29 protein-coding genes are annotated in these 26,268 nt (G+C 60.1%); 13 read left to right on the top strand and 16 right to left on the bottom strand.

The genetic code is table 11. The features are described from left to right. Position 1 precedes the first annotated feature (1 nt). A complete protein-coding gene (locus ACR3EQ_RS19295) occupies positions 2 to 580 on the top strand; it encodes a thymidine kinase (protein ID WP_170680897.1) in 579 nt (192 codons plus the stop codon). On the opposite strand, the gene ACR3EQ_RS19290 is transcribed toward ACR3EQ_RS19295, so the two are convergent. The 5 genes from ACR3EQ_RS19290 to ACR3EQ_RS19270 form a co-directional block, all read right to left on the bottom strand. Next, entirely contained in the window at positions 577 to 1,527 is a 951-nt protein-coding gene (locus ACR3EQ_RS19290; protein WP_480491633.1) for a 2-hydroxyacid dehydrogenase, read from the bottom strand. The genes ACR3EQ_RS19295 and ACR3EQ_RS19290 overlap by 4 nt on opposite strands. Continuing rightward, positions 1,527 to 1,865, bottom strand: a complete 339-nt coding sequence (locus ACR3EQ_RS19285; RefSeq protein WP_480491631.1) for a tRNA-binding protein — start codon at positions 1,863 to 1,865, stop codon at positions 1,527 to 1,529. Before ACR3EQ_RS19285 ends, ACR3EQ_RS19290 begins: the two co-directional genes overlap by 1 nt. Further along, complete coding sequence (proC, locus tag ACR3EQ_RS19280) at positions 1,858 to 2,673, bottom strand: pyrroline-5-carboxylate reductase (protein WP_480491629.1); 816 nt, start codon at positions 2,671 to 2,673, stop codon at positions 1,858 to 1,860. The genes ACR3EQ_RS19285 and proC overlap by 8 nt, the downstream gene beginning before the upstream one ends. A 39-nt stretch (positions 2,674 to 2,712) precedes the next feature. Continuing rightward, complete coding sequence (locus ACR3EQ_RS19275; protein WP_170614734.1) at positions 2,713 to 3,213, bottom strand: type III secretion system chaperone family protein; 501 nt, start codon at positions 3,211 to 3,213, stop codon at positions 2,713 to 2,715. Positions 3,214 to 3,540: 327 nt separating this feature from the next. Next, positions 3,541 to 3,789: an accessory factor UbiK family protein gene (locus ACR3EQ_RS19270; protein WP_050604795.1), complete on the bottom strand. Its 249-nt coding sequence runs from the start codon at positions 3,787 to 3,789 to the stop codon at positions 3,541 to 3,543. A 98-nt stretch (positions 3,790 to 3,887) separates the two neighbouring features. Here ACR3EQ_RS19270 and lgt point away from each other — a divergent pair, with 98 nt between their 5' ends. The 4 genes from lgt (at position 3,888) to ACR3EQ_RS19250 (ending at position 8,112) form a co-directional block, all read left to right on the top strand. Then, positions 3,888 to 4,775 (top strand): prolipoprotein diacylglyceryl transferase, encoded by an 888-nt coding sequence (gene lgt / locus ACR3EQ_RS19265; protein ID WP_170614735.1) that lies wholly within the window; start codon positions 3,888 to 3,890, stop codon positions 4,773 to 4,775. After that, positions 4,772 to 5,839, top strand: a complete 1,068-nt coding sequence (locus ACR3EQ_RS19260) for an SAM-dependent methyltransferase (RefSeq protein WP_170614736.1) — start codon at positions 4,772 to 4,774, stop codon at positions 5,837 to 5,839. Before lgt ends, ACR3EQ_RS19260 begins: the two co-directional genes overlap by 4 nt. Then, positions 5,836 to 6,594 (top strand): peptidoglycan editing factor PgeF, encoded by a 759-nt coding sequence (gene pgeF / locus ACR3EQ_RS19255; protein ID WP_170614737.1) that lies wholly within the window; start codon positions 5,836 to 5,838, stop codon positions 6,592 to 6,594. Before ACR3EQ_RS19260 ends, pgeF begins: the two co-directional genes overlap by 4 nt. A gap of 735 nt (positions 6,595 to 7,329) precedes the next feature. After that, a complete protein-coding gene (locus tag ACR3EQ_RS19250; RefSeq protein ID WP_170614738.1) occupies positions 7,330 to 8,112 on the top strand; it encodes a Hint domain-containing protein in 783 nt (260 codons plus the stop codon). Between the two features lie 117 nt (positions 8,113 to 8,229). On the opposite strand, the gene ACR3EQ_RS19245 is transcribed toward ACR3EQ_RS19250, so the two are convergent. Next, entirely contained in the window at positions 8,230 to 8,730 is a 501-nt protein-coding gene (locus ACR3EQ_RS19245; protein WP_170619551.1) for an Lrp/AsnC family transcriptional regulator, read from the bottom strand. A gap of 227 nt (positions 8,731 to 8,957) precedes the next feature. Between ACR3EQ_RS19245 and trxB the strand changes: the two genes are divergently transcribed. The 3 genes from trxB (at position 8,958) to ACR3EQ_RS19230 (ending at position 13,618) form a co-directional block, all read left to right on the top strand. Then, complete coding sequence (trxB, locus tag ACR3EQ_RS19240; RefSeq protein WP_170614740.1) at positions 8,958 to 9,899, top strand: thioredoxin-disulfide reductase; 942 nt, start codon at positions 8,958 to 8,960, stop codon at positions 9,897 to 9,899. Positions 9,900 to 10,022: 123 nt separating this feature from the next. After that, on the top strand, positions 10,023 to 11,693 hold the full coding sequence (locus ACR3EQ_RS19235; protein WP_480491625.1) for an adenylate/guanylate cyclase domain-containing protein: 1,671 nt from the start codon (positions 10,023 to 10,025) through the stop codon (positions 11,691 to 11,693). A 206-nt stretch (positions 11,694 to 11,899) separates the two neighbouring features. Continuing rightward, positions 11,900 to 13,618, top strand: a complete 1,719-nt coding sequence (locus tag ACR3EQ_RS19230) for a bifunctional sulfate adenylyltransferase/adenylylsulfate kinase (protein WP_170807918.1) — start codon at positions 11,900 to 11,902, stop codon at positions 13,616 to 13,618. Between the two features lie 57 nt (positions 13,619 to 13,675). On the opposite strand, the gene ACR3EQ_RS19225 is transcribed toward ACR3EQ_RS19230, so the two are convergent. From ACR3EQ_RS19225 to ACR3EQ_RS19210, 4 genes are all read right to left on the bottom strand, one after another. Beyond that, positions 13,676 to 14,548, bottom strand: a complete 873-nt coding sequence (locus ACR3EQ_RS19225; protein ID WP_480491622.1) for a glycosyltransferase family 10 domain-containing protein — start codon at positions 14,546 to 14,548, stop codon at positions 13,676 to 13,678. Continuing rightward, a complete protein-coding gene (locus ACR3EQ_RS19220; protein ID WP_480491621.1) occupies positions 14,545 to 15,432 on the bottom strand; it encodes a PhzF family phenazine biosynthesis protein in 888 nt (295 codons plus the stop codon). Before ACR3EQ_RS19220 ends, ACR3EQ_RS19225 begins: the two co-directional genes overlap by 4 nt. A 113-nt stretch (positions 15,433 to 15,545) precedes the next feature. Next, positions 15,546 to 15,770, bottom strand: a complete 225-nt coding sequence (locus tag ACR3EQ_RS19215; RefSeq protein ID WP_170614745.1) for a DUF1150 family protein — start codon at positions 15,768 to 15,770, stop codon at positions 15,546 to 15,548. 5 nt (positions 15,771 to 15,775) lie between these two features. Further along, positions 15,776 to 16,189, bottom strand: coding sequence for an Hsp20 family protein (locus ACR3EQ_RS19210; protein WP_058275530.1), 414 nt, complete (start codon positions 16,187 to 16,189; stop codon positions 15,776 to 15,778). A 164-nt stretch (positions 16,190 to 16,353) separates the two neighbouring features. Here ACR3EQ_RS19210 and ACR3EQ_RS19205 point away from each other — a divergent pair, with 164 nt between their 5' ends. The 3 genes from ACR3EQ_RS19205 to ACR3EQ_RS19195 all read left to right on the top strand — a co-directional run bounded on the left by ACR3EQ_RS19205 (position 16,354) and on the right by ACR3EQ_RS19195 (position 18,191). Further along, a complete protein-coding gene (locus tag ACR3EQ_RS19205) occupies positions 16,354 to 16,578 on the top strand; it encodes a YdcH family protein (protein ID WP_480491619.1) in 225 nt (74 codons plus the stop codon). A gap of 64 nt (positions 16,579 to 16,642) precedes the next feature. Then, positions 16,643 to 17,131: a 5-(carboxyamino)imidazole ribonucleotide mutase gene (gene purE, locus ACR3EQ_RS19200; protein WP_321254452.1), complete on the top strand. Its 489-nt coding sequence runs from the start codon at positions 16,643 to 16,645 to the stop codon at positions 17,129 to 17,131. Beyond that, the gene (locus ACR3EQ_RS19195) at positions 17,124 to 18,191 is read left to right on the top strand and encodes a 5-(carboxyamino)imidazole ribonucleotide synthase (RefSeq protein WP_480491618.1); all 1,068 of its coding nucleotides are present in this window, start codon (positions 17,124 to 17,126) and stop codon (positions 18,189 to 18,191) included. The genes purE and ACR3EQ_RS19195 overlap by 8 nt, the downstream gene beginning before the upstream one ends. Positions 18,192 to 18,258: 67 nt before the next feature. On the opposite strand, the gene ACR3EQ_RS19190 is transcribed toward ACR3EQ_RS19195, so the two are convergent. From ACR3EQ_RS19190 to ACR3EQ_RS19165, 6 genes are all read right to left on the bottom strand, one after another. Then, on the bottom strand, positions 18,259 to 19,410 hold the full coding sequence (locus tag ACR3EQ_RS19190; RefSeq protein ID WP_480491616.1) for an alpha-D-ribose 1-methylphosphonate 5-triphosphate diphosphatase: 1,152 nt from the start codon (positions 19,408 to 19,410) through the stop codon (positions 18,259 to 18,261). Beyond that, on the bottom strand, positions 19,407 to 20,180 hold the full coding sequence (locus ACR3EQ_RS19185) for an alpha/beta fold hydrolase (protein WP_170807913.1): 774 nt from the start codon (positions 20,178 to 20,180) through the stop codon (positions 19,407 to 19,409). The genes ACR3EQ_RS19190 and ACR3EQ_RS19185 overlap by 4 nt, the downstream gene beginning before the upstream one ends. A gap of 38 nt (positions 20,181 to 20,218) precedes the next feature. Next, positions 20,219 to 21,061: a DMT family transporter gene (locus tag ACR3EQ_RS19180; protein WP_480491615.1), complete on the bottom strand. Its 843-nt coding sequence runs from the start codon at positions 21,059 to 21,061 to the stop codon at positions 20,219 to 20,221. Between the two features lie 238 nt (positions 21,062 to 21,299). After that, positions 21,300 to 22,940 (bottom strand): chaperonin GroEL, encoded by a 1,641-nt coding sequence (gene groL, locus ACR3EQ_RS19175; protein WP_170614751.1) that lies wholly within the window; start codon positions 22,938 to 22,940, stop codon positions 21,300 to 21,302. A 55-nt stretch (positions 22,941 to 22,995) separates the two neighbouring features. Then, positions 22,996 to 23,283: a co-chaperone GroES gene (locus ACR3EQ_RS19170; RefSeq protein WP_170614752.1), complete on the bottom strand. Its 288-nt coding sequence runs from the start codon at positions 23,281 to 23,283 to the stop codon at positions 22,996 to 22,998. A 174-nt stretch (positions 23,284 to 23,457) separates the two neighbouring features. Then, entirely contained in the window at positions 23,458 to 24,132 is a 675-nt protein-coding gene (locus ACR3EQ_RS19165; RefSeq protein ID WP_170614753.1) for a DUF2161 family putative PD-(D/E)XK-type phosphodiesterase, read from the bottom strand. 121 nt (positions 24,133 to 24,253) lie between these two features. Between ACR3EQ_RS19165 and ACR3EQ_RS19160 the strand changes: the two genes are divergently transcribed. Both ACR3EQ_RS19160 and ACR3EQ_RS19155 read left to right on the top strand, forming a co-directional pair. Then, complete coding sequence (locus ACR3EQ_RS19160) at positions 24,254 to 25,234, top strand: TraB/GumN family protein (RefSeq protein WP_170614754.1); 981 nt, start codon at positions 24,254 to 24,256, stop codon at positions 25,232 to 25,234. Between the two features lie 108 nt (positions 25,235 to 25,342). Then, positions 25,343 to 26,263 (top strand): manganese-dependent inorganic pyrophosphatase, encoded by a 921-nt coding sequence (locus ACR3EQ_RS19155; RefSeq protein WP_170614755.1) that lies wholly within the window; start codon positions 25,343 to 25,345, stop codon positions 26,261 to 26,263. Positions 26,264 to 26,268 lie beyond the last annotated feature (5 nt).

Here is a 26,268-nt window from a genome sequence, read left to right as displayed (position 1 = left end):
CATGGCAAAACTGTATTTCAACTATTCCACCATGAATGCGGGCAAATCGACCGTGTTGCTGCAGGCATCGCACAACTATCGCGAGCGGGGCATGGATACCTATCTGATGACCGCCGCGCTGGATGGACGGGCCGGTGTCGGTCGCATCGCTTCTCGCATCGGAATATCCGCCGAAGCGGATGTGTTCGCAACGGAAGACGACGTTTTTCAGATGATCCAAGATCGCCGGAACAAAGGCAAAATCGCCTGCGTCTTCGTCGATGAGGCGCAGTTTCTGACCGAGGATCAGGTATGGCAACTGGCCCGCGCGGTGGACGATCTGGATGTTCCCGTGCTGGCGTATGGGTTGCGGGTCGATTTTCTCGGAAAGCTGTTCCCGGGCTCGGCCGCCCTGCTAGCGCTGGCCGACGAGATGCGCGAGGTGCGCACCATCTGCAGATGCGGACGTAAGGCGACCATGGTGATCCGGCAGGACGAAAACGGCCAGGCCATCACCGAAGGCGCACAGGTGCAGATCGGCGGCAACGAAACCTATGTTTCGCTGTGCCGCAAACACTGGCGCCAGGCGGTGGGCGTCTAAACCGGGTTGAGCAACGGACGCCCCGCAACAAAGGCCGCGACATTGTCCAGCGCCATCTGCCCCATATCGGTACGCACCTCTTCGGTGGCCGTGCCCAGATGCGGCAACAATGTCACGTTTTCCATATCACGAAGGGCCTGAGGGACGATCGGTTCGAATTCGTATACGTCCAGACCCGCGCCCGCGATTCGGCCGTCTCGCAGGGCCACGATCAGGGCCGCCTCGTCCACGACCTCGCCCCGCGCGATGTTGATCAGCAGGCCGGACGGCTTCATCGCCTCAAGAACCTGCGTGTTGACCAGATGCCTCGTTTGCACGCCGCCGGGGACGGCAAGAACCAGGAAATCGACCGACGCTGCAAGGTCGCTCAGTTTGGGGATGTAGTCCGCGGGAAAATCGACGTCCTTTGGGCTGCGCGACTGATAGGCAACCTGCATACCGAACCCGAAATGACAGCGCCGTGCGATGGCCTGCCCGATACGGCCCATGCCCACGATGCCGACCCGCTTGCCGGTCACGTGGTGGCCCAGCATCTGGGTCGGGTGCCACCCCCGCCAGCCAGCCGATCGGACCAGCCGCTCACCCTCGCCCGCACGGCGAGCAGTGGACAGCAGAAGGGTCATGGCGATGTCAGCGGTGGCGTCCGTGACAGCGCCAGGCGTGTTGGTAACGGCGATACCTGCCGACCGTGCCGCATCCACGTCGATATGGTTGTAACCCACGCCGAAATTGGCCAGCAGCTTGCATCGCGGTGCGGGCACCTCACCGATGATCTGCGCCGAGAACTGATCGCCCAACGTCGGAACCACCAGATCGAACTCGGTCAAGGCACGATGCATTTCAGCGTGGTCAAGCGGCGTGGTTTCAGACCTGATCTGGACGTCGAACTCGGCACGGGCGCGGGCTTCGACGGCGGGTGTCATCGGTCGGGTGATCCAGAGCTTCATCAGTGCATCCGCCCGCCCAGCGGGACCTTGCCGTCAGGGCCGATAAGAACGATTTCGCCGTTTTCGTCCGGCAGCCCCAGCACCAGAACTTCGGACATGAAACGTCCGATCTGGCGCGGCGGAAAGTTGATCACGGCCATCACATGTTTGCCGACCAGCCCGGCCGGGTCGTAATGGGCCGTGATCTGAGCCGAGGTTTTGCGCTCGCCGATCTCGTCGCCGAAGTCGATCCACATCTTGATCGCGGGTTTGCGGGCTTCGGGATATGGTTCTGCGCGCACCACCTGACCCACGCGGATATCAACCTTCAGAAAGTCGTCGAAGGAAATCTCACTCACGCGACAGCTCCCTCGACCGGTTGGTTGCAGCGCCGACGGCGCGGTGCAGAAGATCCGGGAACCCGGTTTCCTCGTGCATCAGAACCTCAAGCGCGGCCTGCGTTGTCCCGTTGGGCGAGGTGACATTGATGCGCAGTTGTGCGGGGTCTTCCTCGGCGGCCATGGCCAGCGCACCGGCCCCGGCCACGGTGGATTTGGCCAGCTTCATCGCCAGTTCGTGCGGCAGGCCATGCGCCTCGCCCGCCTTGGCGAGCGCTTCGATCAGGTGAAAAACATAAGCTGGACCCGAACCGCTGAGGCCGGTTACGGCATCCATCTGGTCCTCACTCTGCAGCCGGACCGTCTGTCCGATGGCCGAGAGCAGGGATTCGGCCAGATCCGCATCGGCGTCTGTGGCGTTGGCGTTGCCGATCAGCGCGGTAATGCCCTGGCGGATCGCGGCGGGCGTGTTTGGCATGGCGCGGATGATCGGGGTACCCTGCCCCAGAACGTCCTCGAACGTGGCCAGCGAAGTTCCGGCTGCAACAGAGATGAACAGGCTGGTGCCACCGCCCAGCGCCTTGATCGCGGGCAGCGCGTCGCCCATCATCTGCGGTTTGACGGCAACAAGCACCACGGCGGGCGCTTCGGGCAACGGTGTGTTGATGTTCACGCCCTGCGCCTTGAGCCAGTCGGAAGGGTAAGGGTCGATAACCCAGACCGAAGATGCGGGAAGACCATGCTCAAGCCATCCGGCGAGCATGGCGGACCCCATCTTGCCACATCCCAAAAGCACAAGCCCTTGATCGGCGACGCGTGACATATCCATGATTGCCCCTCTCGTAATGTAACGATTCAGGGCAAAGCTTTACGCGCGGCCGTAGGCCTCTGCAATGGCGACCTGAATGGCCTCTTCCGGGGTACGGTTGCCCCACGTGACCAGTTGTATCGCCGGGTAATACCGCTCGGCGCTGAGTACGGCGGCGTTGATCATCGTATCGATCTGCTCGGCGCTGGCCATCTGGCCGCCCGCCAGCACCAGACCATAGCGGTAGACCATCAGTTTCTGGTTGGCCCAGTAGGTAAAGGCCCCAGCCCAGCACTGGTCGTTCATCTTGTTGAGCAGCTCGTAAAGCTGCATTTCCCGTTCGGCCGGCGGTTCCATTTCGAACGAACAGACCATCCGCAGTGTTTCGTCATAGTTGGACCAGGCCAGCGTGATCGAATAGGTCCGCCACTGGCCTTCGACGGCCATGGCAATCTGGTCATCGCCGATGCGGTCAAAATCCCAGTCGTGGTGTTCGGCCAGATGTTCAACAATATCAATCGGATGAAGGTCTTCTTCTAGAAACTGTTCGGAAAGGGCCATAATGCCACCTCGCTCCTTCTCTAGCATTTCGGGGCTGGCAGCGCCCCATTGCTAGTTGCCTGCTCTACAAGCCGGGCTTCCCCCTTGGGCCTGTACTAAATATGGTGCGATGTGGTTGATATTCTGACAACCCCCATTCTTGGGGATAACAGCAATAAGTTGTGGACAGCCTGCAACGGCATCCAAAATATTGGCACTTTGCCCAGCTTTTTCTTGATTTAATTCTGCGACGCGTCAAAATACACCGCATCGCACAACCCGTTAATTCGGATTGCGCGGCAGATAATTTTGTCGTGAAAACTTGGTCAACGCGGCGCGAACGGAACGTTACTTGTCCAGTTTCGCCTCAAGCGCTGCAATCCGCGCTTCGAGCGCCGCATTTTCTTCGCGCGCTTTCTGGGCCATGGCACGGACGGCATCGAATTCTTCGCGGGTGACGAAATCACGGTCGGCCAGCCAGCGGTCGATCATCGACTTCATCGCATTTTCGGCCTCTTCCCGCGCGCCCTGCGCCACGCCCATCGCGTTGGTCATCAGCTGGGATACGTCGTCCAGGATTTTGTTGCGGGTTTGCATGTCTCTAACTCCGGTTTCGCGGTTGGTCCCTATATGGGTAAAGAATGAGCCGGACTCAAGGTTGACTTGCCCTGCAAAGCCCGGGCAATGAGACGCACATGCAGGCTATTCTGAATTTTCCCGATCTGTCGCCCGAATTGTTCTCGATCTCGCTGTTCGGGATGGAGTTCGCGCTGCGATGGTACGCACTGGCTTACATCGCCGGCATTCTGATCGCGTGGCGGATGGCGCTGTCCGCGTTGCGTCGCCCTGCCCTGTGGCCCGGCGAGGTGCCGCCTCTGCGCAAGGAACAGCTGGAGGATCTGGTCACGTGGATCATCCTTGGCGTCATTCTGGGCGGACGGCTGGGGTTCGTGCTGTTTTATCAGCCCGGATACTACCTGTCGCATCCGCTGGATATCCTGAAAGTCTGGCAAGGCGGCATGGCCTTTCACGGCGGATTGCTGGGCGTGGTTGTCGCCGCATATCTTTATGCAAGGCGGCATAATATACCGGCGCTGTCTCTGGCCGATCTGATCGCCCACACCGTACCGCCGGGATTGTTGCTTGGGCGACTGGCAAATTTCATCAATGCGGAACTCTGGGGGCGGCCAAGCGATGCGCCATGGGCTGTGATCTTTCCCGGCATGGCCGCGCAGGACTGCCCCGGCGTTGTGGCGGGCATGTGCGCGCGCCACCCTTCACAATTGTATGAGGCTGCACTTGAAGGCATCCTGCTTGGCGCGCTTTTGCTGTGGCTGGCCTATCGGCGCGGGGCGTTCCGCAAACCCGGCCTGATCATGGGCGTGTTTCTGGCCGGATACGGCGCGTCGCGTTTTATAGTCGAGTTCTTCCGCCAGCCGGATGCGCAGTTTGTTTCTCCCGGCAACCCGTTGGGTCTTGCGTGGCATGTGGGCGGCTATGGGCTGACGATGGGACAGTTGTTGTCTTTGCCGATGATCGCTCTTGGCCTGTGGTTTGCCCTGCGTGCCCGGGCGGCGAAATGACCCTGACCGATCACCTGCTGGCACGGATCGGGCAGGACGGCCCGATGACGATTGCCGATTACATGAGCGAATGCCTGCTGCATCCTGATTTGGGATACTACACAACCCGCGACCCGCTGGGCGTGCAGGGCGATTTCATTACCGCACCCGAAATAAGCCAGATGTTCGGAGAAATGCTCGGCTTGTGCCTGGCGCAAAGCTGGCTGGATCAGGGAAGTCCGTCGCGGATTGCATTGGTTGAACTCGGTCCCGGTCGCGGAACCCTGATGGCCGATATCCTGCGCGCGACGCGGGAGGTTCCCGGCTTTCATGACGCGGCGCGGGTGCTGTTGCTGGAGGCATCACCCACACTGCGCGCCATGCAGGCGGAGACTCTGAAGGACTACGCACCCGTTTGGATCGACGCGATCGATGAATTGCCAAGCCTTCCCACTTATCTTGTAGCTAATGAGTTCTTTGATGCCCTGCCCATCCGGCAATTCCTGCGTGACGGCGAGGGTTGGCGCGAGCGTCTGATCGGCGCGGATCAGGGTGCGCTGCATTTTGGTCTGGGGCCATTGGGGTCGCAAATTGCCCTGCAAGACCGGCTTGAGGATACAATGGATGGCGATTTGGTCGAGCTTTGCGCAGCTGCGGCGCCTTATCTCACCGAAATTGCCGGTCGCATAGCGGCGTATGGAGGAGTTGGCCTGATCGTGGATTACGGCGACTGGCGATCGCTGGGCGACACGTTGCAGGCGCTGCGCGGGCATCAGCGGTCAGACGTGCTGACGGATCCGGGCCAGGCCGACCTGACGGCTCATGTTGATTTCGAACCCCTTGCAGCGGCCAGCCGGACAGCGGGCTGTGCCCACACGCGCCTGACCCCACAGGGCGTTTTCCTTGAGCGGCTGGGGATAACGGCACGCGCGCAAAGACTGGCTCAATCATTAACCGGTCCGGCGCTGGATTCGCTGGTCTCGGCACATCGCCGGTTGACGCATCCCGAGGAAATGGGAAACCTGTTCAAAGTGCTGGGCCTCTATCCGGCAAACGCTTCTCCACCACCGGGACTGGAACCATGACGCTCGAGATTCTGACATCTGATCTTCTGTCCCCTGTCCGCCATGGGTTTTTCAGCCGCCGCGGCGGGGCGTCATCCGGAATCTTCTCGGGGCTGAACTGCGGGTACGGGTCGTCTGACCAGACCGACGTCGTAACCGTGAACCGCAGCCGGGTGGCCGATGCGATGGCAGTTACCCCCGACGCGCTGATCAGTGTGCATCAGGTGCATTCCCCAACCGTCCTGACGGTCGATGCCCCGGTTACCGGTGAGAAGCCAAAGGCGGACGCGGTTGTGACTGCAATGCCCGGGCTGGCCCTGACGATCCTGACGGCCGACTGCCAGCCAGTGCTGTTTGCTGATCCAAACGCAAATGTGATCGGGGCCGCACATGCCGGGTGGCGCGGTGCCCTGGATGGTGTGCTGGAAGCCACGTTGGAGGCCATGGTGGCCCTAGGCGCGCGCCGCGAAGACACCATTGCGGTGATAGGCCCCACGATCTCGCAACGCGCATATGAGGTCGGGCCGGAGTTTTTGGATGACTTTGCCGCGGACTCGCCCGATAACATGCGGTTTTTCGTAAATGGGCAAGGCGATCGACTTCATTTCGATCTGCCCGCCTTTGGCCTGCACCGGCTGCGGGCGGCGGGTATCGGGCAGGCGGAATGGACACGGCATTGCACCTATTCCGACCCTGAAAGGTTCTATTCCTACCGCCGGTCGACACACGCCAAAGAGGCGGACTACGGGCGCCTGATTTCCGCGATCAGATTGTAGTTTTAGACAAGATTAAGGCAATTTTGCCGCTTTTCCGCCACATTTTTGGTGTTTATTCCAATCAGAATCGAACGGAAATTATTGTCCGCTGTCAAACAGTTATACGTTTTGACCTTTGATTGGCGCGGCAATGTTAACAAAGGGAACCGCTTACCTTCAATTTGTCCTCAATTGATCCCGGATCAGCCTTATCGGTGCCGCAAATCAGCGTCACAAATGGTTCACACAAGGGAAAACGGGCCTAAGCCCCAATAATTGAGCAGGACAAAGTTATGAAGACGAGATCACGCTTTCTAAGCGCTGTTTTCGCGGCGATCAGGGATCAAAACCCTGACATGCCATGGAAGCGAGTTTCCAGCAGATCTGTCAGAGTTGCACGCCGTCTGGCGGCGCGGCGCTGATCATGAAGGCCCGCGGAACCATGCTGCCGGTTCCAAGGGCTAATACGTGCAACGGGAGGGTGCTCCGGCCCGATGCACGAGCTGCCACGACCATACTGCGTGGCGCTGATACGGGGCGTGTGTGCGTGAACAATTTCAGTTTGCGTTTGTGTGAGTTTGTCTGGGGGGTCAATGTGTTGACCAAAGTTATGCGATATTGCGTCGCGACGCGCGGGAATTCCGACTGCCGTCCTGTGGTCTCTCGTTTCATTCAAGACAAAGAACAACACCGATCTGGTGGGTCTGCCCTAGGGTTCGGCCTGCATGACCGGTATTTAGAGGGGACGGAATAAATATGACTATTCCAAATTCATTGGCACGCGCCGCCAGAAATGCCGTCGAAACGTCGGCGATGCTGCGCGAAGCCCAACAACCGCCAGTAAAGGCAAAGGCGCAGCTGCGGCGCTACGAAGTCAGCACCTTGCTGAAAAACGGTGAAGTTTCGCAAACCCGCCACATCGCACCGGCGCTGCCCATGTTCGAGGACGCGTTCTGCGCTTTCACGCGCGGTTCGCTGGTCGATACCGAACGCGGACCGATTGCAATCGAAGATCTGATGCCGGGGGATACGGTCCTGACACAGGATGGCACCTCGGAAACCGTGCTGTGGAAAGGATCCGTCACGCTGATTCCAGGACGCGAAGATTCTCGCGGCCGGACGCGGCCATTGACCCGGATCATGGCCGACACGTTCGGGATGCAGAAGCCGATGTCCGGTGTCATCGCCGGACCAGCAGCCCGGCTGCTGGGCTGCCCGGCCCATTTGCGCCACCTGCATGGCGGCGCGCCGATTCTGGCACCGGTTCGGGAGTTCCAGGACGGAATGGGCGTTATCGAAACATTGCCGCCCACTCCGGTCGAACTGTTTCATATCTGCCTCAAACGGCATTCGGTGATAAGTGTTGATGGGTTGTCTTTTGAGTCTTATCATCCAGGTGTTAATGCTGTTCGGATGATCAGCCACTCTTTGCGGTCGATCTATTTGAACCTGTTTGCTCATATCGAGTCGCTCAACGATTTTGGCCCGCTGCTGATGCCGCGCGCCGGAGATGGAGAGGTGGACGCGATATCAGCGTGAAATGTTAACGATTACTGCATAGTGGGGGCATAATGCAGCTAATACTCAGTTGGATCTTATCTTTGGCGGTCGCCGCAATGCTGCCGCCGGTTACGGCACATCCAAAACGCGCGGGGGTTACGCCGTCCGGTTCATTCGTTCTTCCAGAACGTCGAAGGGCACGCCGGGCTCGTCTTTTGCGCCGCGGATGACAAGCGACGTCTTGACGCTGGCCACGTTCGGCGTGGTCAGCAAGTCGCCTGTCAGAAACTGCTGAAAGCTGCTGAGATCTGGCGCAACGCATTTCAGGATGAAATCGACTTCGCCGTTCAGCATGTGGCATTCGCGGACCAGTGGCCATTCCCGGCACCGATTTTCGAACGCGCTGAGTTCGGATTCGGCCTGGCTTTCGAGCCCGACCATGGCAAAGACCTGCACTTCGAACCCAAGTTCGCGGGCGTTGACGTCGGCGTGGTAGCCGTGGATCAGGCCTGATTCCTCGAGCGTGCGCACTCGGCGCAGACACGGCGGGGCCGATATTCCCACGCGTTTGGCCAGTTCTACATTGGTCATGCGACCGTCTGCCTGCAATTCCGCCAGAATTTTGCGGTCAATCTCATCCAGCCGTGTGGCGACCATGGAATGCTCCTGAATTTTCAGTTGTTATATCAGCGCCCAGCTAATGCGCAATATTATTTCACCGCCGCGCAATATTGTTTATTTGTAATGCAAAATTGATCGACAACGCCTGACCTGCCTGCCGTACAGGAACCGTCAGGAAGGGGCTTTAAGCCCGATCAAGCGGTCGCTATATCCACCCTCAACGGGCCGAGCGCCCACATCAGGCAGATCGAGTTGGGGGTACCATGGCCGACACAAAACACACCAAGGTTCTGATCATCGGGTCGGGACCGGCCGGATACACGGCCGGCGTTTATGCGAGCCGGGCAATGCTGGAGCCGATCCTGGTACAGGGGATCGAGCCCGGCGGCCAGCTGACCACCACAACCGATGTCGAGAACTATCCCGGCTTTACCGAGGTGCAGGGCCCCGATCTGATGATCAAGATGCAGGAACACGCAGCGGCGATGGGCTGCGAGATCATCGGCGACATCATCAGCGATCTGGATATCAGCAAGCGCCCGTTCACCGCGAAGGGTGACAGCGGCACGGTTTACACGGCAGACGCGGTCATTCTTGCCACTGGCGCCCGCGCCAAGTGGCTTGGCCTGCCCTCGGAAGACAAGTTCAAGGGCTTTGGCGTATCTGCCTGCGCCACCTGCGACGGGTTCTTCTATCGTGGACAGGAGATCGTGGTGATCGGTGGCGGCAATACCGCCGTCGAAGAGGCGCTGTTCCTGACCAACTTTGCAAGCAAGGTCACGCTGATTCACCGCCGGGATGAACTGCGGGCAGAAAAAATCCTGCAGGATCGCCTGTTCAAAAACGAAAAGATCGAGGCGCTGTGGTTCCATGAACTGGACGAGGTGATCGGAACCGATGCTCCGCTGGGCGTGGAAGGCGTGCGCGTGAAGAACGTGAAAACCGGCGAGATCACGGAAATTCCTTGCAAGGGCGTATTCGTGGCCATCGGCCACGCTCCGGCCAACGAACTGGTCAAGGACACGCTGGAAACCCATATGGGTGGCTATGTCGTGACCAAACCGGGGTCCAGCGAAACCTCGGTTCCCGGTGTTTTCGCTGCGGGTGACCTGACGGACCATATCTATCGCCAGGCCGTCACCAGCGCCGGAATGGGTTGCATGGCCGCACTGGACGCCGAGCGTTTCCTGGCCGAACAGGAATAAGCAATTGGCTGAATTCACCAGCGCCGCACGGTGAATTCAGTCCTTCGCCCGATGGCCGTCTTGACCGCCGCCCTACCCCGTATCAGACTTTGGGGCACGAAAGGCCGGATATGGGTGGCATCATTGAGTAACGTTCTGTGGCGCGGCGGATGGGCTACCCGTCTTCGGATCGGCAGCGGCCTTGTCCTGTTTACCTTTGCCTTCTTCCATTTCATCAACATTGGCCTGGGCCTGTTTCACACGGATTACCTGCATGGCATGCAGGATGGGCGTCAGGCTGTGACCCGGCACGATGCCGGGGCAATCCTTCTGTATGCGGCGCTGTTCACCCATGCCGGTCTGGCGCTTTATTCCATCGCCCAGCGCAGAACCCTGCGCATGCCGTTCAGCACCGGATTGCAGGTTGTTCTGGGGTTGCTGATCCCGCTGCAGCTGATCTCTCACATTGTTCATACACGGTATGCGCACGAGATTTTCGATGTGAATGACGAGATGGGCTATATCATCATCCTGATGTGGCCCAGCATCGCGATCTGGATGCAAAGCCTGTTGCTGTTGTTGGTCTGGATACATGGCTGTATCGGCCTGCATATGTGGCTGCGCCTGACCCGTTGGTGGTCACGGGCCGTGCCCTATCTGATTGGATTGGCCGTTTTCATCCCAACCTTTGCGCTTGCGGGGCTGCTGACCGAGGGGCGGCGGCTGTGGTTGGATTTCGCCGATGATGACCTTCGCGAGCAGTATATCGAGCACTACAACTGGCCCTCCCCCGAAGCTTTCCAAACCATGTTCGGTGTCAAGAACACCTCGCTAATGGTGTTCTGGGTGGCCCTTGGGGCGACGCTTCTGATCTATTTCGGGCGCAAGATGTGGCGGCGCAGGCATTCGGTGCGTGTCCGGTATGTGGACGGCCCCGAGGTAGTGGCAGAGAAAGGCATGACCCTGCTTGAGATTTCTCAGGCCAACGGCATCCCGCACACTGCATTGTGCGGCGGCAAGGGGCGTTGCACCACCTGCCGTGTAATTGTCGAGAAAGGGACCGACGATCTTCCGTCCCCCAGTGCAGTCGAGGCACGCAGTCTGAGCGCCGTAAACGCCCCGCAGGGCGCGCGCCTGGCCTGTCAGATTCGCCCGACCGAACCCGCAACCGTGTTCCGCATGTTCCGCCCTGAAGGCCGCCGCGGGCGCGCGCATGCCAGTCAGGGAAAAGAGCGCCAGCTTGCCGTGCTGTTTCTGGACATGCGCGGGTTCACCGCGCGCACGACCGGCCAATTGCCGTATGACATTGTGTTCCTTCTGAACCGGTTCTTTGACGCGATCGTGCCGCCCATCACTGCCCAGGGCGGTGTTGTCGACAAATACATGGGCGATGGGCTGCTGGCCGTGTTTGAAACACCGGATACCGCAAGCTCGGCCCGGGCCGGGCTGAAGGCGGCAGCCGAGATCAGCCAGGCGCTGCAGCAGTTCAACCGTCAGCTTGAGGGCGAAGGCGCACCGGGTGTCCGGATCGGCATGGGTCTGCATCTGGGCGATCTGGTTTTGGGCGAGATCGGCGCTGCCGGTTCGGCTTCTCGCACCATTATCGGGGATGCCGTGAACGTGGCCAGCCGGTTGGAAGCCGAAACCAAGGCACTGGGTGCGGAACTGCTGGTGTCCGAGACGCTTTTGCAGGCGGCGGAGTTTGATTACAGCGTTTCAGACATCCACTTTTTCGAGCTGCGCGGTGTGAGCCACCCGGTGCCGGCCCTGACCGTCAAGCGTGCATCGGAACTTGAGCTGAGCGTCGCGGCATAGGAACACATTCGCTGAATACGGCGGAATTGTTGCCAATTTGAAGAACCTCGATCGCAATTGCATTCCAAACATGGAAAATCCTTCCAATCCGGGAGAATTCGACGCATATCGTCCTTTGTTTCATGAAGGTATATGGACTCCGGGCCTGCATCGGGGCACATGCGCCGCGACGACAGGCAACACCACACTGTAATAAGAGTATTCTGATGACGATGTTAAGCAATCTGGCACCGATCCCTGAACTGTACGTATCCTATGACTCGGCCCAGAAACTGAAGGTCGAAGCCGCCGATCTGACAAGCTGGGACCTGAGCCCGCGCCAGATCTGCGATCTGGAGCTGCTGATGAATGGTGGGTTCAACCCGCTCAAGGGTTTCCTGTCCGAGGCCGACTACGACAACGTCGTGGAAAACATGCGCCTGGCTGACGGCACCCTGTGGCCGATGCCGATTACGCTGGATGTCAGCGAAGATTTTGCCGAGAACATCGAACTGGGTCAGGACATTGCCCTGCGCGATCAGGAAGGCGTCATTCTGGGCACCATGACCGTGACCGACCGTTGGACACCGGACAAGGCGCGTGAGGCCGAGAAAGTCTTTGGCGCGGACGACGACGCGCACCCGGCCGTGAACTATCTGCACAACGTGGCCGGCAAGGTATATCTGGGCGGCCCCGTGGTCGGCATTCAGCAACCGGTCCACTACGATTTCCGCGCCCGCCGCGACACCCCAAACGAGCTGCGCGCCTATTTCCGCAAGCTGGGCTGGCGCCGCATCGTGGCGTTCCAGACCCGCAACCCGCTGCACCGAGCGCATCAGGAACTGACCTTCCGCGCCGCCAAGGAGGCGCAGGCCAACCTGCTGATCCATCCGGTTGTCGGCATGACCAAGCCGGGTGATGTCGATCACTTTACCCGTGTCCGCTGCTACGAGGCGGTACTGGACAAGTATCCCGCATCCACCACATCGATGTCGCTGCTGAACCTGGCGATGCGCATGGCCGGCCCGCGCGAGGCGGTCTGGCACGGCCTGATCCGCGCCAACCACGGCTGCACCCATTTCATCGTGGGCCGCGACCATGCCGGCCCCGGCAAGAACAGCCAGGGCGAGGATTTCTATGGCCCCTACGACGCGCAGGATCTGTTCCGCCAGTTTCAGGACGAAATCGGCGTCGAGATGGTCGACTTCAAACACATGGTCTATGTTCAGGAGCGTGCTCAGTACGAGCCGAATGACGAGATCCTGGACAAGGACAAGGTCACGATCCTGAACATCTCGGGCACCGAACTGCGCCGCCGTCTGGCCGAAGGTCTGGAAATCCCCGAATGGTTCAGCTTCCCCGAAGTCGTTGCAGAACTGCGCAAGACCAAGCCGCCGCGCAGCCAGCAGGGCTTTACGGTGTTCTTCACCGGTTTCTCGGGCTCGGGCAAGTCCACTATCGCCAACGCGCTTATGGTCAAGCTGATGGAAATGGGCGGCCGCCCGGTGACTTTGCTGGACGGTGACATTGTGCGTAAGAACCTGTCATCGGAACTGGGCTTCTCGAAGGAACACCGGGATCTGAACATCCGCCGCATCGGCTATGTGGCGTCTGAAATCACCAAGAACGGTGGCATCGCCATCTGCGCGCCGATCGCGCCTTATGCCACAACCCGCCGCGCGGTTCGCGAAGAGATCGAACAATTCGGCGCGTTCTGCGAGGTTCACGTGGCCACCACGATCGAGGAATGCGAGCGTCGCGACCGCAAGGGCCTGTACAAGCTGGCGCGGGAAGGCAAGATCAAGGAGTTCACCGGCATCTCGGACCCTTACGACGTACCGCAGAACCCGGAACTGCGCGTTGAAACCGAGAATGTCGAGGTCGACAACTGCGCCCACCAGGTACTGCTGAAACTGGAAAGCATGGGCCTGATTGCCGCGACCTGAGCCGGTTTCAGAACCTGAACACGGAAGCCCCCGGTCTATGCCGGGGGTTATCTTCTCTCAACTTCCGGAATTCAGTTCCGCGCGAAGCGCCTCGACTGCGCGGCGCTCGAAGGCGCCAAATTCGGCGGCTTTGGCCTGAATGGCCTGCACATGCGGCAGACGGGCGGTGAAATCCTCTGGCGATGCATCCGCAATCGCCTGCTGAATTTCAGCCTTGGATTCGCACAGGATCATGCCCGAAGTGTCCATGAAGTCGTCGATATTCGGGCATCCCCAGTAGATCGGCACGGTCGAACACAGGATCGCATCGATCAGCTTTTCCGAGAAGTAGTTCCGTTCCCGGACGTTCTCGATAACCACCGAGTACCGGTATTGGGCCAGACCATCGGACTTGTTCTCAAACGGTTTGTAACCCCGGCCCATTACATCGACATCCGCGCCACTTTCCCGGACCCAGTCAATCAGTTCGTGCCGCAATTCATGCCCAACCTGATCCCGTTTGGCCGACGCGATGAGGGAACAGGAGCGTTTTTTTTCAGTTTTCAGATCCTGCCAGTCCGACACCTGCGTATCGCCGTAGGGCAGGAACACGGCGTTCGGGATGGTCTGCAGAAGGATGTCGTGAAAGGTGAACACCCGGAAAAAGCGGCGATGGGTCCAGCGCAGCATCCGGTCGTGCTTGGCGTGAATGGCCGAAGGTTCCCCCATCATCAACGAAATGCGCGCGCGTGTGCCGCGGCGCAGGCGCAGATGTACGGTAGAGTTGGGGTACATGATCAGGTGATCGGTGCGCTCGAGATCGCCGATGGTCTTGCCGGTCAGGCGCTCTGGGCAGCCCTCGGGCCAGATGAGATCGGACAGGGGAACTGCCCCCAGTTTCGGACCCAGACGGTGGCCGTATGGCAAAATGGCAATCGCGGGACGGGTCATTGCAATGTCTCTTGCAGGTCGACCTGACCACGCATCAGGACATGGCCGCGACCGGCAACCCTGATCCCGGTCATCGCGTCCGGGGGGCCAATTCGCGTGACAGTCGCCTGTCCGGGGCGGCCCATGTCGTGCCCCTGCTCGGCCACAAAGGTGTCCTTCGGCATCAGGCCGTATTTCCACAGGTAAGCCGCCATGGCGCCCGTGGCCGAGCCGGTGAACGGATCCTCTGGCGGGCTGGGTGGCGCCAGCAGCAGGCGCGAGAATGTGTCACCTTCAGACGTTGCACCCTTCAGCGTCACAAGGAAGGGTTCGGCCATATCTGAGCCCGAAAAACCTGCCTTCTCGGCCACCTTGCGCAGAGGCTCTTCGGACAGTTTTGCGGCCCGCAGGGCATCATGATCGCGCAACACGGTGATGCAGAACGGCAATCCGGTCGACACGAACTGGGGCGGGGAGATGATGGCGCTTTCCGAAAGGCCGATCGCGGCGGCAACAAGTTCCGCCGGCACGTGCTGGCCAAATTGGGGGGCAACCTGCGTCATCTCAATTTCATCGCCGCTCAAGCGGATCGATACGATCCCTGCCCCGGTTTCCAGCGTCAGGCAGTCACCTTCGAACAACCCGCGCGACCGCATGGCTGCTACGGTGGCGATGGTGGGATGCCCGGCAAATGGGATTTCGCGACTGGCCAGGAAGTAACGCACATGCACATCCGCGACTTCCGAAGGGCCGGTGAAGGTGCATTCCACAAGCGAGGTTTCGCGGACATAGGCCATGCACACTTCCTGCGACAGCACAGCACCACCGTGGACCACGGCACAACCGTTTCCGCCAAATGCCCGGTCGCTGAAGGCGTCTACCCAGTCAAAATCGAACCAGCTCATGCGTCACTTTCCCCGAACCATATGAATTACGGGCGCATCCGGCCCTTCCGGTTCGCATATGTCGCCGCTATGGCGGTCATTGTCACGCTAAAAACAGCCGGAGGCGGGGCCGTTCAGTGAACGGCCACCGGTGAAAAGTCATGTTCACGGGCCAGGACAAAAGCCAGTTTCCGGTCGGCGACCAGCGCCAATTGCTGTCCGTCGGAATCGTGAACCGCATAAAGCTGATCCAGATCACCAGCCTGCTCTCGCACTTCCAAGGGAAGATCGGCAACATCGACCGCTTTGACATACACGATCCGGTCGCCTTCGGTGTTAATCTCAATCGGTGTATTCATTGCTCTTACCCCTTCCTTATGTTGATCGTCTGTACCACGGTTTCCGGCACGGCGCGGGTCAGATCCACGTGCAGCAGACCGTTTTCCATGATCGCCTCGCCGACCTCGACCCCGTCTGCCAGCACAAACATGCGCTGAAACTGACGCGCCGCAATGCCTCGGTGCAAAAAGATACGCCCCTCGCTGTCGTCGCGTTGACGGCCCCGGATCACCAACTGGCGATCCTCGATGGTGATCGACAGATCTTCTTCCGCGAACCCAGCCACGGCCAGGGTGATGCGATACGAAAAATCCGATGTCTGTTCGATATTGTAGGGCGGGTATCCTTCGTTGCCAGCCTTTGCAGACCGTTCCAGAAGGCGTTCCAACTGCTCGAACCCCAAAAGATGCGGGTATGAGCCAAGAGTAAGTTTTGACACGTTTTCTCGTCCTTTTATGTCAAAGCGACGGGTAGTGCGGCCCCGTTGCGGCAACCGCGTGTAATAGAATATGGGAATATGCAGGGATGTCCACAAGGTCTGGCCCGATAAACCCTGACACACTATCTTGTGTGGAAAGCACCACAACTACGACTGAGTCGCCTATGAATGCGCCTACCGATCTTTCCATGAAAACTGATGAGGTTTTGCGGGTTGAACTTGAGGTGTTCCGACGTCAGCACCGCGATCTGGACGAAGCGATTGAGGCGCTGCAGGCAATGGGTACCTCGGACCAGCTGACCATCAAACGGCTGAAAAAGCAGAAACTGCGGCTGAAGGACATCATCCGGCTGATCGAGGACCGCCTGACCCCCGACATCATCGCCTGACGCATTGCCAGACAGGTGGATTTGGCTATAGTGCGCGCTCTTTGAAAAGCCGGGGAAAATGCGGATGGGTGAGATCAAGGTAGGCATCATAATGGGCAGCCAATCGGACTGGCCCACGATGAAGGAAGCCGCGGATATTCTGGACGAACTGGGTGTTGCCTACGAGGCGCGCATCGTGTCGGCCCATCGCACGCCGGATCGCCTGTGGGACTATGGCAAAACCGCTGTGTCGCGCGGCTTGCAGGTGATCATTGCGGGTGCCGGCGGGGCAGCGCATCTTCCGGGCATGATGGCTTCGAAGACACGGATTCCGGTGATCGGAGTGCCGGTTCAGACGCGGGCCCTGTCGGGTGTCGATTCCCTCTATTCCATCGTTCAGATGCCGAAAGGGTTTCCGGTGGCGACCATGGCCATCGGATCGGCGGGTGGTGCCAATGCCGGGTTGATGGCTGCTGGTATCCTGGCCTTGCAGGATGCCGAACTGGCCGGACGGCTGGATGCCTGGCGCGAGGCCCTGTCGGCCTCTATCCCCGAGGAGCCTGCCGATGACTGAAGCATTGCAAACCGGGGCTCGGATCGGAATTCTGGGCGGTGGCCAGCTGGGCCGGATGCTGTCGGTCGCAGCGGCCCGTCTGGGGTTTGTCACGCATATATTTGAGCCAGGCGCGAACCCGCCTGCTGGCCACGTCGCCGACCGCGTGACCACTGCCGCCTATGACGATGCCGACGCCCTGAGTGCCTTTGCCGAAGACGTGGATTTCATCACCTATGAGTTCGAGAACATCCCGACCGAGGCACTGGATCTGCTGGAAGCGCATCGCCCCATTCGCCCGGGCCGCGAAGCCCTGCGGGTCAGTCAGGACCGGCTGACCGAGAAGAGCTTTCTGCAGGGACTGGGCCTGAAAACGGCACCCTTTGCCGACATCACAGATCTGGACAGCCTGCGCGCAGCGATTGATGAGATCGGCACACCCGCCATTCTGAAAACCCGCCGGTTCGGTTATGACGGCAAAGGTCAAGCCCGGCTGCGCGCGCCCGACGACGCCGAATCCGCACTGGCCGATATGGCGGGGGCGCCTGCCATTTTGGAAGGCTTCGTGGATTTCTCGCACGAGGTGTCCGTCATCGCCGCCCGTGGTCTGGACGGTCAAGTTGCCTGTTTCGATCCCGGTGAAAACGTCCACCGTGACGGTATCCTGCATACAACGACCGTACCGGCGCGGCTGTCGCCCTCGCAGCGAACGGATGCCGTGCTGCTGGCGGCCAATATTCTGAACGCGCTGGATTATGTCGGGGTGATGGGCGTTGAACTGTTTGTCACGGCCGAGGGTCTTATCGTCAACGAAATCGCCCCGCGTGTTCACAACTCGGGACATTGGACCCAGAATGGATGCGCCGTGGATCAGTTCGAACAGCACATCCGCGCTGTCGCAGGGTGGCCTCTGGGGGATGGCCAGCGGCATTCCGACGTGGTCATGGAGAACCTGATCGGCGCCGATATGGACCGTGTGCCCGATCTGGCCCGCGAACGGGATGTGGCGCTGCATCTTTACGGCAAGGCCGACGTCAAGGCAGGCCGCAAGATGGGCCATTTCAACCGGGTCATCCGCTGAGGGGTATCGTGCCGGCGTGCGATGCCTCAGTCGAAGCTGTTCGTGAACTAGAGGAGACGCAGCGCGCTTATGCCACCAGGCGCGCCGCGATGTCCCCGGACATGTAGCTGACGCGCCCACCCGCCAGAGTGGCCGCGACACGGTTGGTGGCGGTTTCCAAGATCACCAGATCGGCCCGTTTGCCCGATGCAAGCGTGCCGCGATCCGTCAGACCCAGCACCTGCGCAGGCCCTGACGAGACCAGCGCCCAGGCCCCGGCCAGATCCAGCAGACCGCTTTTGGCCAGCATCAGGGCCGCGCGGCGCGGGCTGGGGTAATGGTAATCCGACGCCAGCGCGTCGCACAGGCCCATCGTGATCAGGTCAAGCGCGCTGGCATTGCCTTTGTGCGAGCCGCCCCGCACCACGTTCGGAGACCCCAGTATGACGTGATCACCGGCAGCACGGGCCGCCTCGGCGGCTTCCAGCGTTTCGGGAAACTCTGATATCCGGGCCCCACGCGCGCGCCAGTCTGCCCGGGCCCGGGCCGTGGCGTCGTCATGACTGCCCAACCGGACACCGCGATCGGACAGCGTGGCGCAAAGCTGTTCCAGCGCTGCCGGTACTTCCCCTGACCGGGCATGCATTTCTTGCAGCATTTCGAGATGCGCTTCAGGGCTGCGCCCGGCCTTGAGCGCCTGCCCGGTCAGACGCGGCGGTGTGCGCCCTTGCGCCAGGCGGTCATGCGGCAGATGATCATTGAACACCACATAAGGCACCTGCCACCGGGCAATACGCTCGGGCAGGTCCGCATAGTCGTCCAGCATGTGGGTTTCAAACCGCAACTGGGGCAACAGATCCGTCACGACGGTATCCCTGACCCCGGCAATCGCGTCAAAGACCTGGCCCGCAAATCCCGGGCCGCGCACGCCGCCCTCCCAGCTATGGAACTGGGCCAGCACGGCTGTGGTAATACCATTTGCGGCCAGTTCCGCCTCGGCCGACACCAGACCTTCGGCCATTTGCTTCATCGCTCCGCGACGCGGCGCAAGATGACGCTCAAACCCGTCCCCGTGCAGATCGACGATCCCCGGCAGGATGGTGTATCCCGACACATCGATCTGCCGTCCGGCCCCCGAGGACTGAATGATCCCGTCCGCCACGGCCAGTTCGGTTCGCGTCACTTCGTGACCTGACACAAGAACATCCGCCCGGGTGAAGGTCAGTTCAAGTGCGGTCATCGCGTCGGCTCCGACGGAGGTTCTGAACAGTCCTCTCCGATACAGATCTCGTCAATGACATCCATGACACCGTCCAGCCAGGTGATCTGCGGATCAAAGCGGCCAAACTCGATAAAATGCAGCGCCTGCGCCATGACCCGGGGGTTGTTCATCATGAAGGTATGGGTCACAGGCAATACGATGTGATCGGCCATGCCTGCGACACGGGTGGTTCGCACTGACACCTTTCCATCATCCCGCCCCTCGATCATCGACGAAAACAAAGGGTTCAGCGAGTTTTCTCCCGCGATTACGCCAAGATCGAATTCGACCGGCGGCAACTGGCCGGGAATACCCTCCGGTCCCGTTCCCAGCGCCAACCCGGCTGGACCGTTGAGCATACCGAAAACCTCCCATGAGCCAAGCTCATCAACCAGTTGGCTGCCCTGGTTTGGCGGGCCCAGCATGACCACGCGGCCCAGGTTGTCCGGTGTATTGTCCTGCAGCCAGTACCGCAGAAGAATCCCGCCCATCGAATGGGCCACGACATTTGCGGTCTCGTCCCCACAGGCGGCAAGGGCGTCCGGCACGGTCTGCCGGGCCAGTTCGGGTATGGGCAGATCCGTTGACGGGTAATCCGGACGCACGACTTTGTAGCCGTGGGCGCTAAACAATTGCTCCATCACCGAAAACGAAGCCTTGGTGCGCGCAAGCCCATGCAGCAAAACAACGCATTTCGCGCTGGCAAAAGATGGAGCGAGGCAAAGAAGCAATACGACCAGAAATCTCATAGCCGCCAGATAAGGCTTATAGTGGATCGTGAAAACCCCTAGCCGGTCTTCCGTCGCGATACGGCCATCGCAATGCCGCCCAGAACCGCGACGGTTCCAACAGCCAGACGCAGACCTGCCGTTTCCCCCAGCAGGGCAATGCCAGCCGCGATGGCGATGATCGGAACGCTCAGTTGCACCACGGCCGCGGTCGCAGGCAAAAGCTGCGGCAGAACCCGATACCACAGCGCATAACCCAGCCCCGAGGTTACGGCGCCGGACAAAATCGCCAGCGCATACCCCGCGGGTGCCATCTGCCAAACTCCGCCCAACAAAAACAGCGCAACGGCCGTGACCGGCAGGGCAACCACGAAATTGGCAGCTGTCCCTTGCAATGCGTCGGGCTCGGACCGGCCAGCCAGCGAATAAGCGGCCCAGCCCACACCCGCCGCTGTCATCAGCGCGGCGCCGGACAAGTCGACCTGAACAGCACCAGATGGCCACAACACATACCCAAGTCCGGCAAGCGCAATCCCCGCTCCGGCCACCTGGCGCGCGGTGGGACCCGAACCTGACACGGCGCCAAAGGCAAACATGGAAATCTGTACAACCCCGAACAGGATCAACGCCCCCAATCCCGCATCAAGCGTCAGGTACGCCATCGAAAACCCGATCATATAAATGGACAGTGACCCGGCCCCGATAACTCTGCGCTTGTGAAATACCGGCAGAGGCCCGCCTTGTTGCCGGACCAGCGCCACCAGCATCAAGGCCCCAGACAGAACCCGCACCACAGCAAATCCCGCCGGATCGGCGGCCCCGCTGTCGATTGCCAGCCGGTTCAGGATCGAGTTCGCCGCGAAGGCGCACATGGTCAGGGTGGTCAGCAGGAACAGTCTCATATCAACCGCATAGCCGGTTCGCCGCGAACTGGACAGTCCTTTCCGCAAACACCCGGCGCTTCATCTTTTCCCAAATACTCCCGCCGGAGGCATGGCCGCATCGCGGCCATCGAAACCGAAACGGGGCCGCCCGAAGACGACCCCGTTCCTTTGTACTGTGCGTCCCCGTGAAGCAGCCTGACCATAGGGCCTGGCACCTGTCGGGGTCGTCAGAATTCGCCGGAGCGAATTCGACGTCTTACATCATGCCGCCCATGCCGCCCATGTCGGGCATGCCGCCTGCGGCAGGTGCGTCTTTCTGCGGCTTGTCTGCAACCATCGCTTCGGTGGTGACCAGCAGACCGGCAACCGATGCCGCGTCTTCCAGAGCGGTACGGACAACTTTGGCCGGGTCGATCACGCCGAACGAGAACATGTCGCCATATTCTTCGGTCTGCGCGTTGAAGCCGAAGGCAGCGTCCGAGGATTCGCGAACTTTGCCTGCAACAACCGCACCGTCGACACCTGCGTTCTCGGCGATCTGGCGCAGCGGCGCTTCGATAGCCTTACGAACGATGTTGATGCCTGCGTCCTGATCAGCGTTTGCACCCTTCAGAGCTTCCAGTGCTTTACCGGCCTGAACCAGAGCAACACCACCGCCCACAACGACGCCTTCCTGAACGGCAGCGCGTGTTGCGTTCAGAGCATCGTCCACACGGTCCTTACGCTCTTTCACTTCAACTTCGGTCATGCCGCCGACGCGGATAACAGCAACACCGCCTGCCAGTTTGGCAACGCGCTCTTGCAGCTTCTCGCGGTCGTAATCCGACGAAGTTTCTTCGATCTGGGTGCGGATCTGGGCAACACGTGCTTCGATCTCGGCCTTCTCGCCAGCACCGTCGACGATGGTGGTTTCGTCTTTGGTGATTTCGATCTTCTTGGCGGTGCCCAGCATGTCCATGGTCACGGACTCGAGCTTCATGCCCAGATCTTCGCTGATGACCTGACCGCCGGTCAGGATTGCGATGTCCTGCAGCATGGCTTTGCGGCGATCGCCGAAGCCCGGTGCTTTGACAGCAGCAATTTTCAGACCGCCGCGCAGTTTGTTGACAACCAGAGTTGCCAGCGCTTCGCCTTCAACGTCCTCGGCAATGATCAGCAGCGGCTTTTGCGACTGGATCACCTGCTCGAGCAGCGGAACCATCGGCTGCAGCGAGGACAGTTTCTTTTCGTGCAGCAGGATCATGCAGTCGTCGAGTTCTGCGATCATCTTGTCTGCGTTGGTGACGAAGTAGGGCGACAGGTAGCCACGGTCGAACTGCATACCTTCGACAACGTCGGTCTCGGTTTCCAGACCTTTGTTTTCTTCGACGGTGATAACGCCTTCGTTGCCAACCTTCTGCATCGCGTCTGCGATCTGCTGACCGATTTCGGCTTCGCCGTTGGCCGAGATGGTGCCAACCTGAGCAACTTCTGCCGAGTCCTTGACTTCGCGGGAAGCGGCCTTGATGCCTTCAACAACCTTGGCGGTTGCCAGGTCGATGCCGCGCTTCAGGTCCATCGGGTTCAGGCCCGCTGCAACCTGCTTCAGACCTTCTTTGACGATGGCCTGTGCCAGAACGGTTGCGGTGGTGGTACCGTCGCCGGCTTCGTCATTGGTGCGGCTGGCGACTTCTTTCACCATCTGCGCGCCCATGTTTTCGAACTTGTCTTCCAGTTCGATTTCCTTGGCAACCGAAACACCGTCTTTGGTGATGCGCGGCGCGCCGAAGGATTTGTCCAGAACCACGTTGCGGCCTTTGGGGCCCAGGGTCACTTTAACCGCGTCAGCCAGGATGTTCACACCCTTCAGCATACGGTTGCGGGCATCGGTGTCGAACTTGACGTCCTTTGCAGCCATGTCGTTTCTCCTTGAGAAATATGTTGGAAATGAAGATCAGAGAAAGCGCACAGGCTTACTCGATGATCCCCATGATGTCGCTTTCTTTCATCATCAGCAGCTCTTCGCCGCCGACGTTGACCTCGGTGCCCGACCATTTGCCGAACAGGATCTTGTCGCCGGCTTTTACGGCCATTGCGATCAGTTCGCCGCTGTCCTTGCGTGCGCCTTCGCCGGTTGCAACGACTTCGCCTTCGCTGGGCTTTTCTTTTGCGCTGTCAGGAATGATCAGGCCGCCTGCTGTTTTCTCTTCGCTTTCAACGCGACGGACCAGCACACGGTCATGAAGCGGTTTCAATGCCATCTTTGCAGCTCCTTGGGCTCAAAGTTTGTTTATCCTCCCCTCACCTAACGGCGAGGCGTTAGCACTCGGGTCATCCGAGTGATAACGACGCATAGCTAGGGAGTTGGAAAGGCCGAGTCAACAAGATGTGAGAAACTTTTTGCGTCCGGGATTCCAGCGGGGCCGTTTCGGGCTTCAGTCCTGCTGTTCCCAGCTGTAGGCCCAGTGCTTCAGCCCCTCGGATCCACAGGCCGACAATTGGTAGACCCCCTTTTCGACTTTTTCGAACCAGCCATAGTGATTGTCGCGCATGATGCGCGTCGCCCCGGTAACTCCGGTTGCGCTGGCCACGTCAGATCCCTTGGTCGCGCCGCATTCCGCCAGATGGGCCGCACATTTCAGGGCGTCTTGGCGGTACCCGGTCACGATTCCGTGCCGCGTGGCCCCGCCCGCATTCGGGTCTCCTTGCAGCCGGTCGAATTCCCGCAACAACCGCGCGGCCCTTACCTTGTTCTTGCGAGGCGCGTACGGCCCCGGGTCGCAATGCACCTCGGCCCGGCCATCTTCCCGGACGGTAATCAGGCCCAAACCCAGCCTGCGGCATAAGGACAGATTATCCCTCAGCGCCCGCCTTGCGGTCCGGCCCTTCGGTTTGCGCACACCGACATAGACCTGATCGGTTACTTTCAGGCGCGCGATCGCCTGATGAAACAGGGCCAGCGAAAACCCCAGCTTCAGCTCGACAATGACCGGATCATCGCCGTCGCGCGCGGCAACGATATCGGCTGCGCCGACCTCGCCCTTGACAGTGTATCCCTGACGCTCAAGCAACGCCTTGATCGGCGGGTATAGGTCCTGTTCGCGCTTCATCTCACCATGCTAGGCTATTCGGCCGGGATTGCCAGACGTTGCCAGTCCCTTCAGCTTGCGCATCGCCGAAAGGAAAGGCAATGTCGCGCCCGGTAGGATGACCGTCAAAGCAGGGAAAACGATGCGCCTTCTTATATTTCTGTTGTGCCTGATCTTGCCTGCCAGCCTTCACGCCGCTTGCGAAGGCCGCGACCTGAGGGCGGACATGACACCCGAGATGGCGACCCGCCTTGAACACGCCTTGGACGGCATCCCCTTTCCCGAAGGCAACCACTGGGTTGCCGTGAGGGGCGACACGGTAATGCATCTGATCGGAACCCTGCACGTCAATGACCCGCGCATGTCCGCCGTGGTCGAGCGGTTGGAACCGCTCCTGAAAGACGCCGACGCCTTTTTCTTTGAAACCTCGCAGGCCGAGATGAAAGCGTTCGAGCAGGCTCTGGCCAAGGACCCCAGCCCTTTGCTGATCACATCGGGGCCGACTCTGATTGATCTGATGTCGGCCGAGGATTGGGCCGCCCTGTCAGCCACCTTGGCCAAACGCGGCATTCCCGCCTGGACCGCCGCCAAGTTGCGCCCCTGGTTTTTGAGCCTGACATTGGGCGTGCCATCCTGCGTCGCCCAGACCCCGGACGGAGACCGCGGCATGGATGCACGCCTGTCCGAACTCGCCGATACTCACGGTATCCCGCAGCATTCGCTGGAACAGGTCGAAGATGTCATTGCGATGTTCGAGAGCCATCCGATCGAAGAACAGGCCCAGTCACTGGCCCGGCTTGCCGGCGCGCTGGAGGCCAGCGAAGACCAGTTGGCCACGATGACCAACGCCTATCTGGAAGAAAAACATGCCGAAATCATCCAGCTTTCCTTGCTGCAGGGGTTCGACGCATCAGGTCTGACGCAGGAAGAATTTGATGCCGAATGGAAGGCGTTCGAGCAGCAATTGCTGATCCAGCGCAACGACAACTGGCTGAAGCACATTCTGGAACTGAAGAACCAAACGGCCGTCATCGCCGTGGGTGCGGGGCATCTGGCAGGTCAGCAGGGGTTGTTGCATCAATTACAGCTTGCGGGCTTCACGCTGACCCGCGCGCCCTTTTGATCTGACAGTCAGATTTGACGAACAGTCGCATCTGGCGCACAGCCGGGTGACAAGCCTGTCTGTCCACCCTATAAGGCCCGCAAAATCCCATTTCTGCAGGACACTGACATGACAATCCAGGTTTTCGGCCACAAGTCCCCCGACACTGACTCGACCGGCTCGCCCATTCTGTGGGCCTGGTATCTGAACGAAATCCAGGGCGAGAAAGCCGAGCCCGTGCTGCTGGGCGAACCCAATACCGAAGCCGCCTTCATGCTGCGCCACTGGGATCTGCCGAAACCGCGGATCATCGAAGACGTGAGTGAGGGCGCTCCGGTCGTCATCGTCGACACCAACAACCCCGCCGAGCTGCCTGCCGGTATCAACGGCGCCGATATCCGCGCCATCATCGACCACCACAAGCTGGTTGGCGGCCTGGAAACCAAAGGCCCGATCGACATTACCGTTCGCCCACTGGCCTGTACCGCAACCATTATGATCGACCTGATCGGGGATGACGCGGCCAAGATGCCTGACGCCATCAAAGGCGCGGCGCTGACCTGCATTCTGTCCGATACGCTGGAGTTCCGCTCGCCGACCACGACCCCACGCGATCGTGCGGTCGCGGAAAAGCTCGCCGCCGAACTTGAGTTGGATATCTCGGAATACGCTGCCGACATGTTCGCCGCGAAGTCGGACGTTTCGTCCTTTTCCGACGCGGAATTGATCCGCATGGACAGCAAAGAATACGAGGTCGACGGCACCAAATTCCGCGTCTCGGTTCTTGAAACCACCGCGCCCGGTGTGGTTCTGGACCGCAAGGACAGCCTGGCAGGCTCGATGGCGGATGTAGCCCGGGAAGATGGTGTGGATCAGGTTCTGCTGTTCGTTGTGGACATCCTGAACGAAGAAGCCACCCTGTTGGTTCCGAACGATCTGGTCAAATCCGTTGCCGAAAAAAGCTTTGGCGCCTCGGTCGACGGCGATGCCGTGGTTCTGCCCGGTATCATGAGCCGCAAGAAACAGATCATCCCGAACCTCAAGGTCTGACACCG

It is taken from the genome of Ruegeria sp. AN11 (assembly GCF_056536005.1).
This window is presented reverse-complemented; position numbering and strand designations above follow the sequence as displayed.

Excerpts from the sequence above, each read along its gene's own strand:
- ACR3EQ_RS19185 (WP_170807913.1), bottom strand. The coding sequence starts at position 20,180 with ATGAGATTTCTGGTCGTATTGCTTCTTTGCCTCGCTCCATCTTTTGCC.
- ACR3EQ_RS19155 (WP_170614755.1), top strand. The coding sequence starts at position 25,343 with ATGACAATCCAGGTTTTCGGCCACAAGTCCCCCGACACTGACTCGACC.
- ACR3EQ_RS19170 (WP_170614752.1), bottom strand. The coding sequence starts at position 23,283 with ATGGCATTGAAACCGCTTCATGACCGTGTGCTGGTCCGTCGCGTTGAA.
- groL (WP_170614751.1), bottom strand. The coding sequence starts at position 22,940 with ATGGCTGCAAAGGACGTCAAGTTCGACACCGATGCCCGCAACCGTATG.
- ACR3EQ_RS19290 (WP_480491633.1), bottom strand. The coding sequence starts at position 1,527 with ATGAAGCTCTGGATCACCCGACCGATGACACCCGCCGTCGAAGCCCGC.
- lgt (WP_170614735.1), top strand. The coding sequence starts at position 3,888 with ATGCAGGCTATTCTGAATTTTCCCGATCTGTCGCCCGAATTGTTCTCG.
- ACR3EQ_RS19250 (WP_170614738.1), top strand. The coding sequence starts at position 7,330 with ATGACTATTCCAAATTCATTGGCACGCGCCGCCAGAAATGCCGTCGAA.
- ACR3EQ_RS19260 (WP_170614736.1), top strand. The coding sequence starts at position 4,772 with ATGACCCTGACCGATCACCTGCTGGCACGGATCGGGCAGGACGGCCCG.
- proC (WP_480491629.1), bottom strand. The coding sequence starts at position 2,673 with ATGGATATGTCACGCGTCGCCGATCAAGGGCTTGTGCTTTTGGGATGT.
- ACR3EQ_RS19275 (WP_170614734.1), bottom strand. The coding sequence starts at position 3,213 with ATGGCCCTTTCCGAACAGTTTCTAGAAGAAGACCTTCATCCGATTGAT.
- ACR3EQ_RS19220 (WP_480491621.1), bottom strand. The coding sequence starts at position 15,432 with ATGAGCTGGTTCGATTTTGACTGGGTAGACGCCTTCAGCGACCGGGCA.
- ACR3EQ_RS19270 (WP_050604795.1), bottom strand. The coding sequence starts at position 3,789 with ATGCAAACCCGCAACAAAATCCTGGACGACGTATCCCAGCTGATGACC.
- trxB (WP_170614740.1), top strand. The coding sequence starts at position 8,958 with ATGGCCGACACAAAACACACCAAGGTTCTGATCATCGGGTCGGGACCG.
- ACR3EQ_RS19180 (WP_480491615.1), bottom strand. The coding sequence starts at position 21,061 with ATGAGACTGTTCCTGCTGACCACCCTGACCATGTGCGCCTTCGCGGCG.
- ACR3EQ_RS19165 (WP_170614753.1), bottom strand. The coding sequence starts at position 24,132 with ATGAAGCGCGAACAGGACCTATACCCGCCGATCAAGGCGTTGCTTGAG.
- ACR3EQ_RS19225 (WP_480491622.1), bottom strand. The coding sequence starts at position 14,548 with ATGACCCGTCCCGCGATTGCCATTTTGCCATACGGCCACCGTCTGGGT.
- pgeF (WP_170614737.1), top strand. The coding sequence starts at position 5,836 with ATGACGCTCGAGATTCTGACATCTGATCTTCTGTCCCCTGTCCGCCAT.
- ACR3EQ_RS19195 (WP_480491618.1), top strand. The coding sequence starts at position 17,124 with ATGACTGAAGCATTGCAAACCGGGGCTCGGATCGGAATTCTGGGCGGT.
- ACR3EQ_RS19160 (WP_170614754.1), top strand. The coding sequence starts at position 24,254 with ATGCGCCTTCTTATATTTCTGTTGTGCCTGATCTTGCCTGCCAGCCTT.
- ACR3EQ_RS19205 (WP_480491619.1), top strand. The coding sequence starts at position 16,354 with ATGAATGCGCCTACCGATCTTTCCATGAAAACTGATGAGGTTTTGCGG.
- ACR3EQ_RS19295 (WP_170680897.1), top strand. The coding sequence starts at position 2 with ATGGCAAAACTGTATTTCAACTATTCCACCATGAATGCGGGCAAATCG.
- ACR3EQ_RS19215 (WP_170614745.1), bottom strand. The coding sequence starts at position 15,770 with ATGAATACACCGATTGAGATTAACACCGAAGGCGACCGGATCGTGTAT.
- ACR3EQ_RS19230 (WP_170807918.1), top strand. The coding sequence starts at position 11,900 with ATGACGATGTTAAGCAATCTGGCACCGATCCCTGAACTGTACGTATCC.
- purE (WP_321254452.1), top strand. The coding sequence starts at position 16,643 with ATGGGTGAGATCAAGGTAGGCATCATAATGGGCAGCCAATCGGACTGG.
- ACR3EQ_RS19190 (WP_480491616.1), bottom strand. The coding sequence starts at position 19,410 with ATGACCGCACTTGAACTGACCTTCACCCGGGCGGATGTTCTTGTGTCA.
- ACR3EQ_RS19245 (WP_170619551.1), bottom strand. The coding sequence starts at position 8,730 with ATGGTCGCCACACGGCTGGATGAGATTGACCGCAAAATTCTGGCGGAA.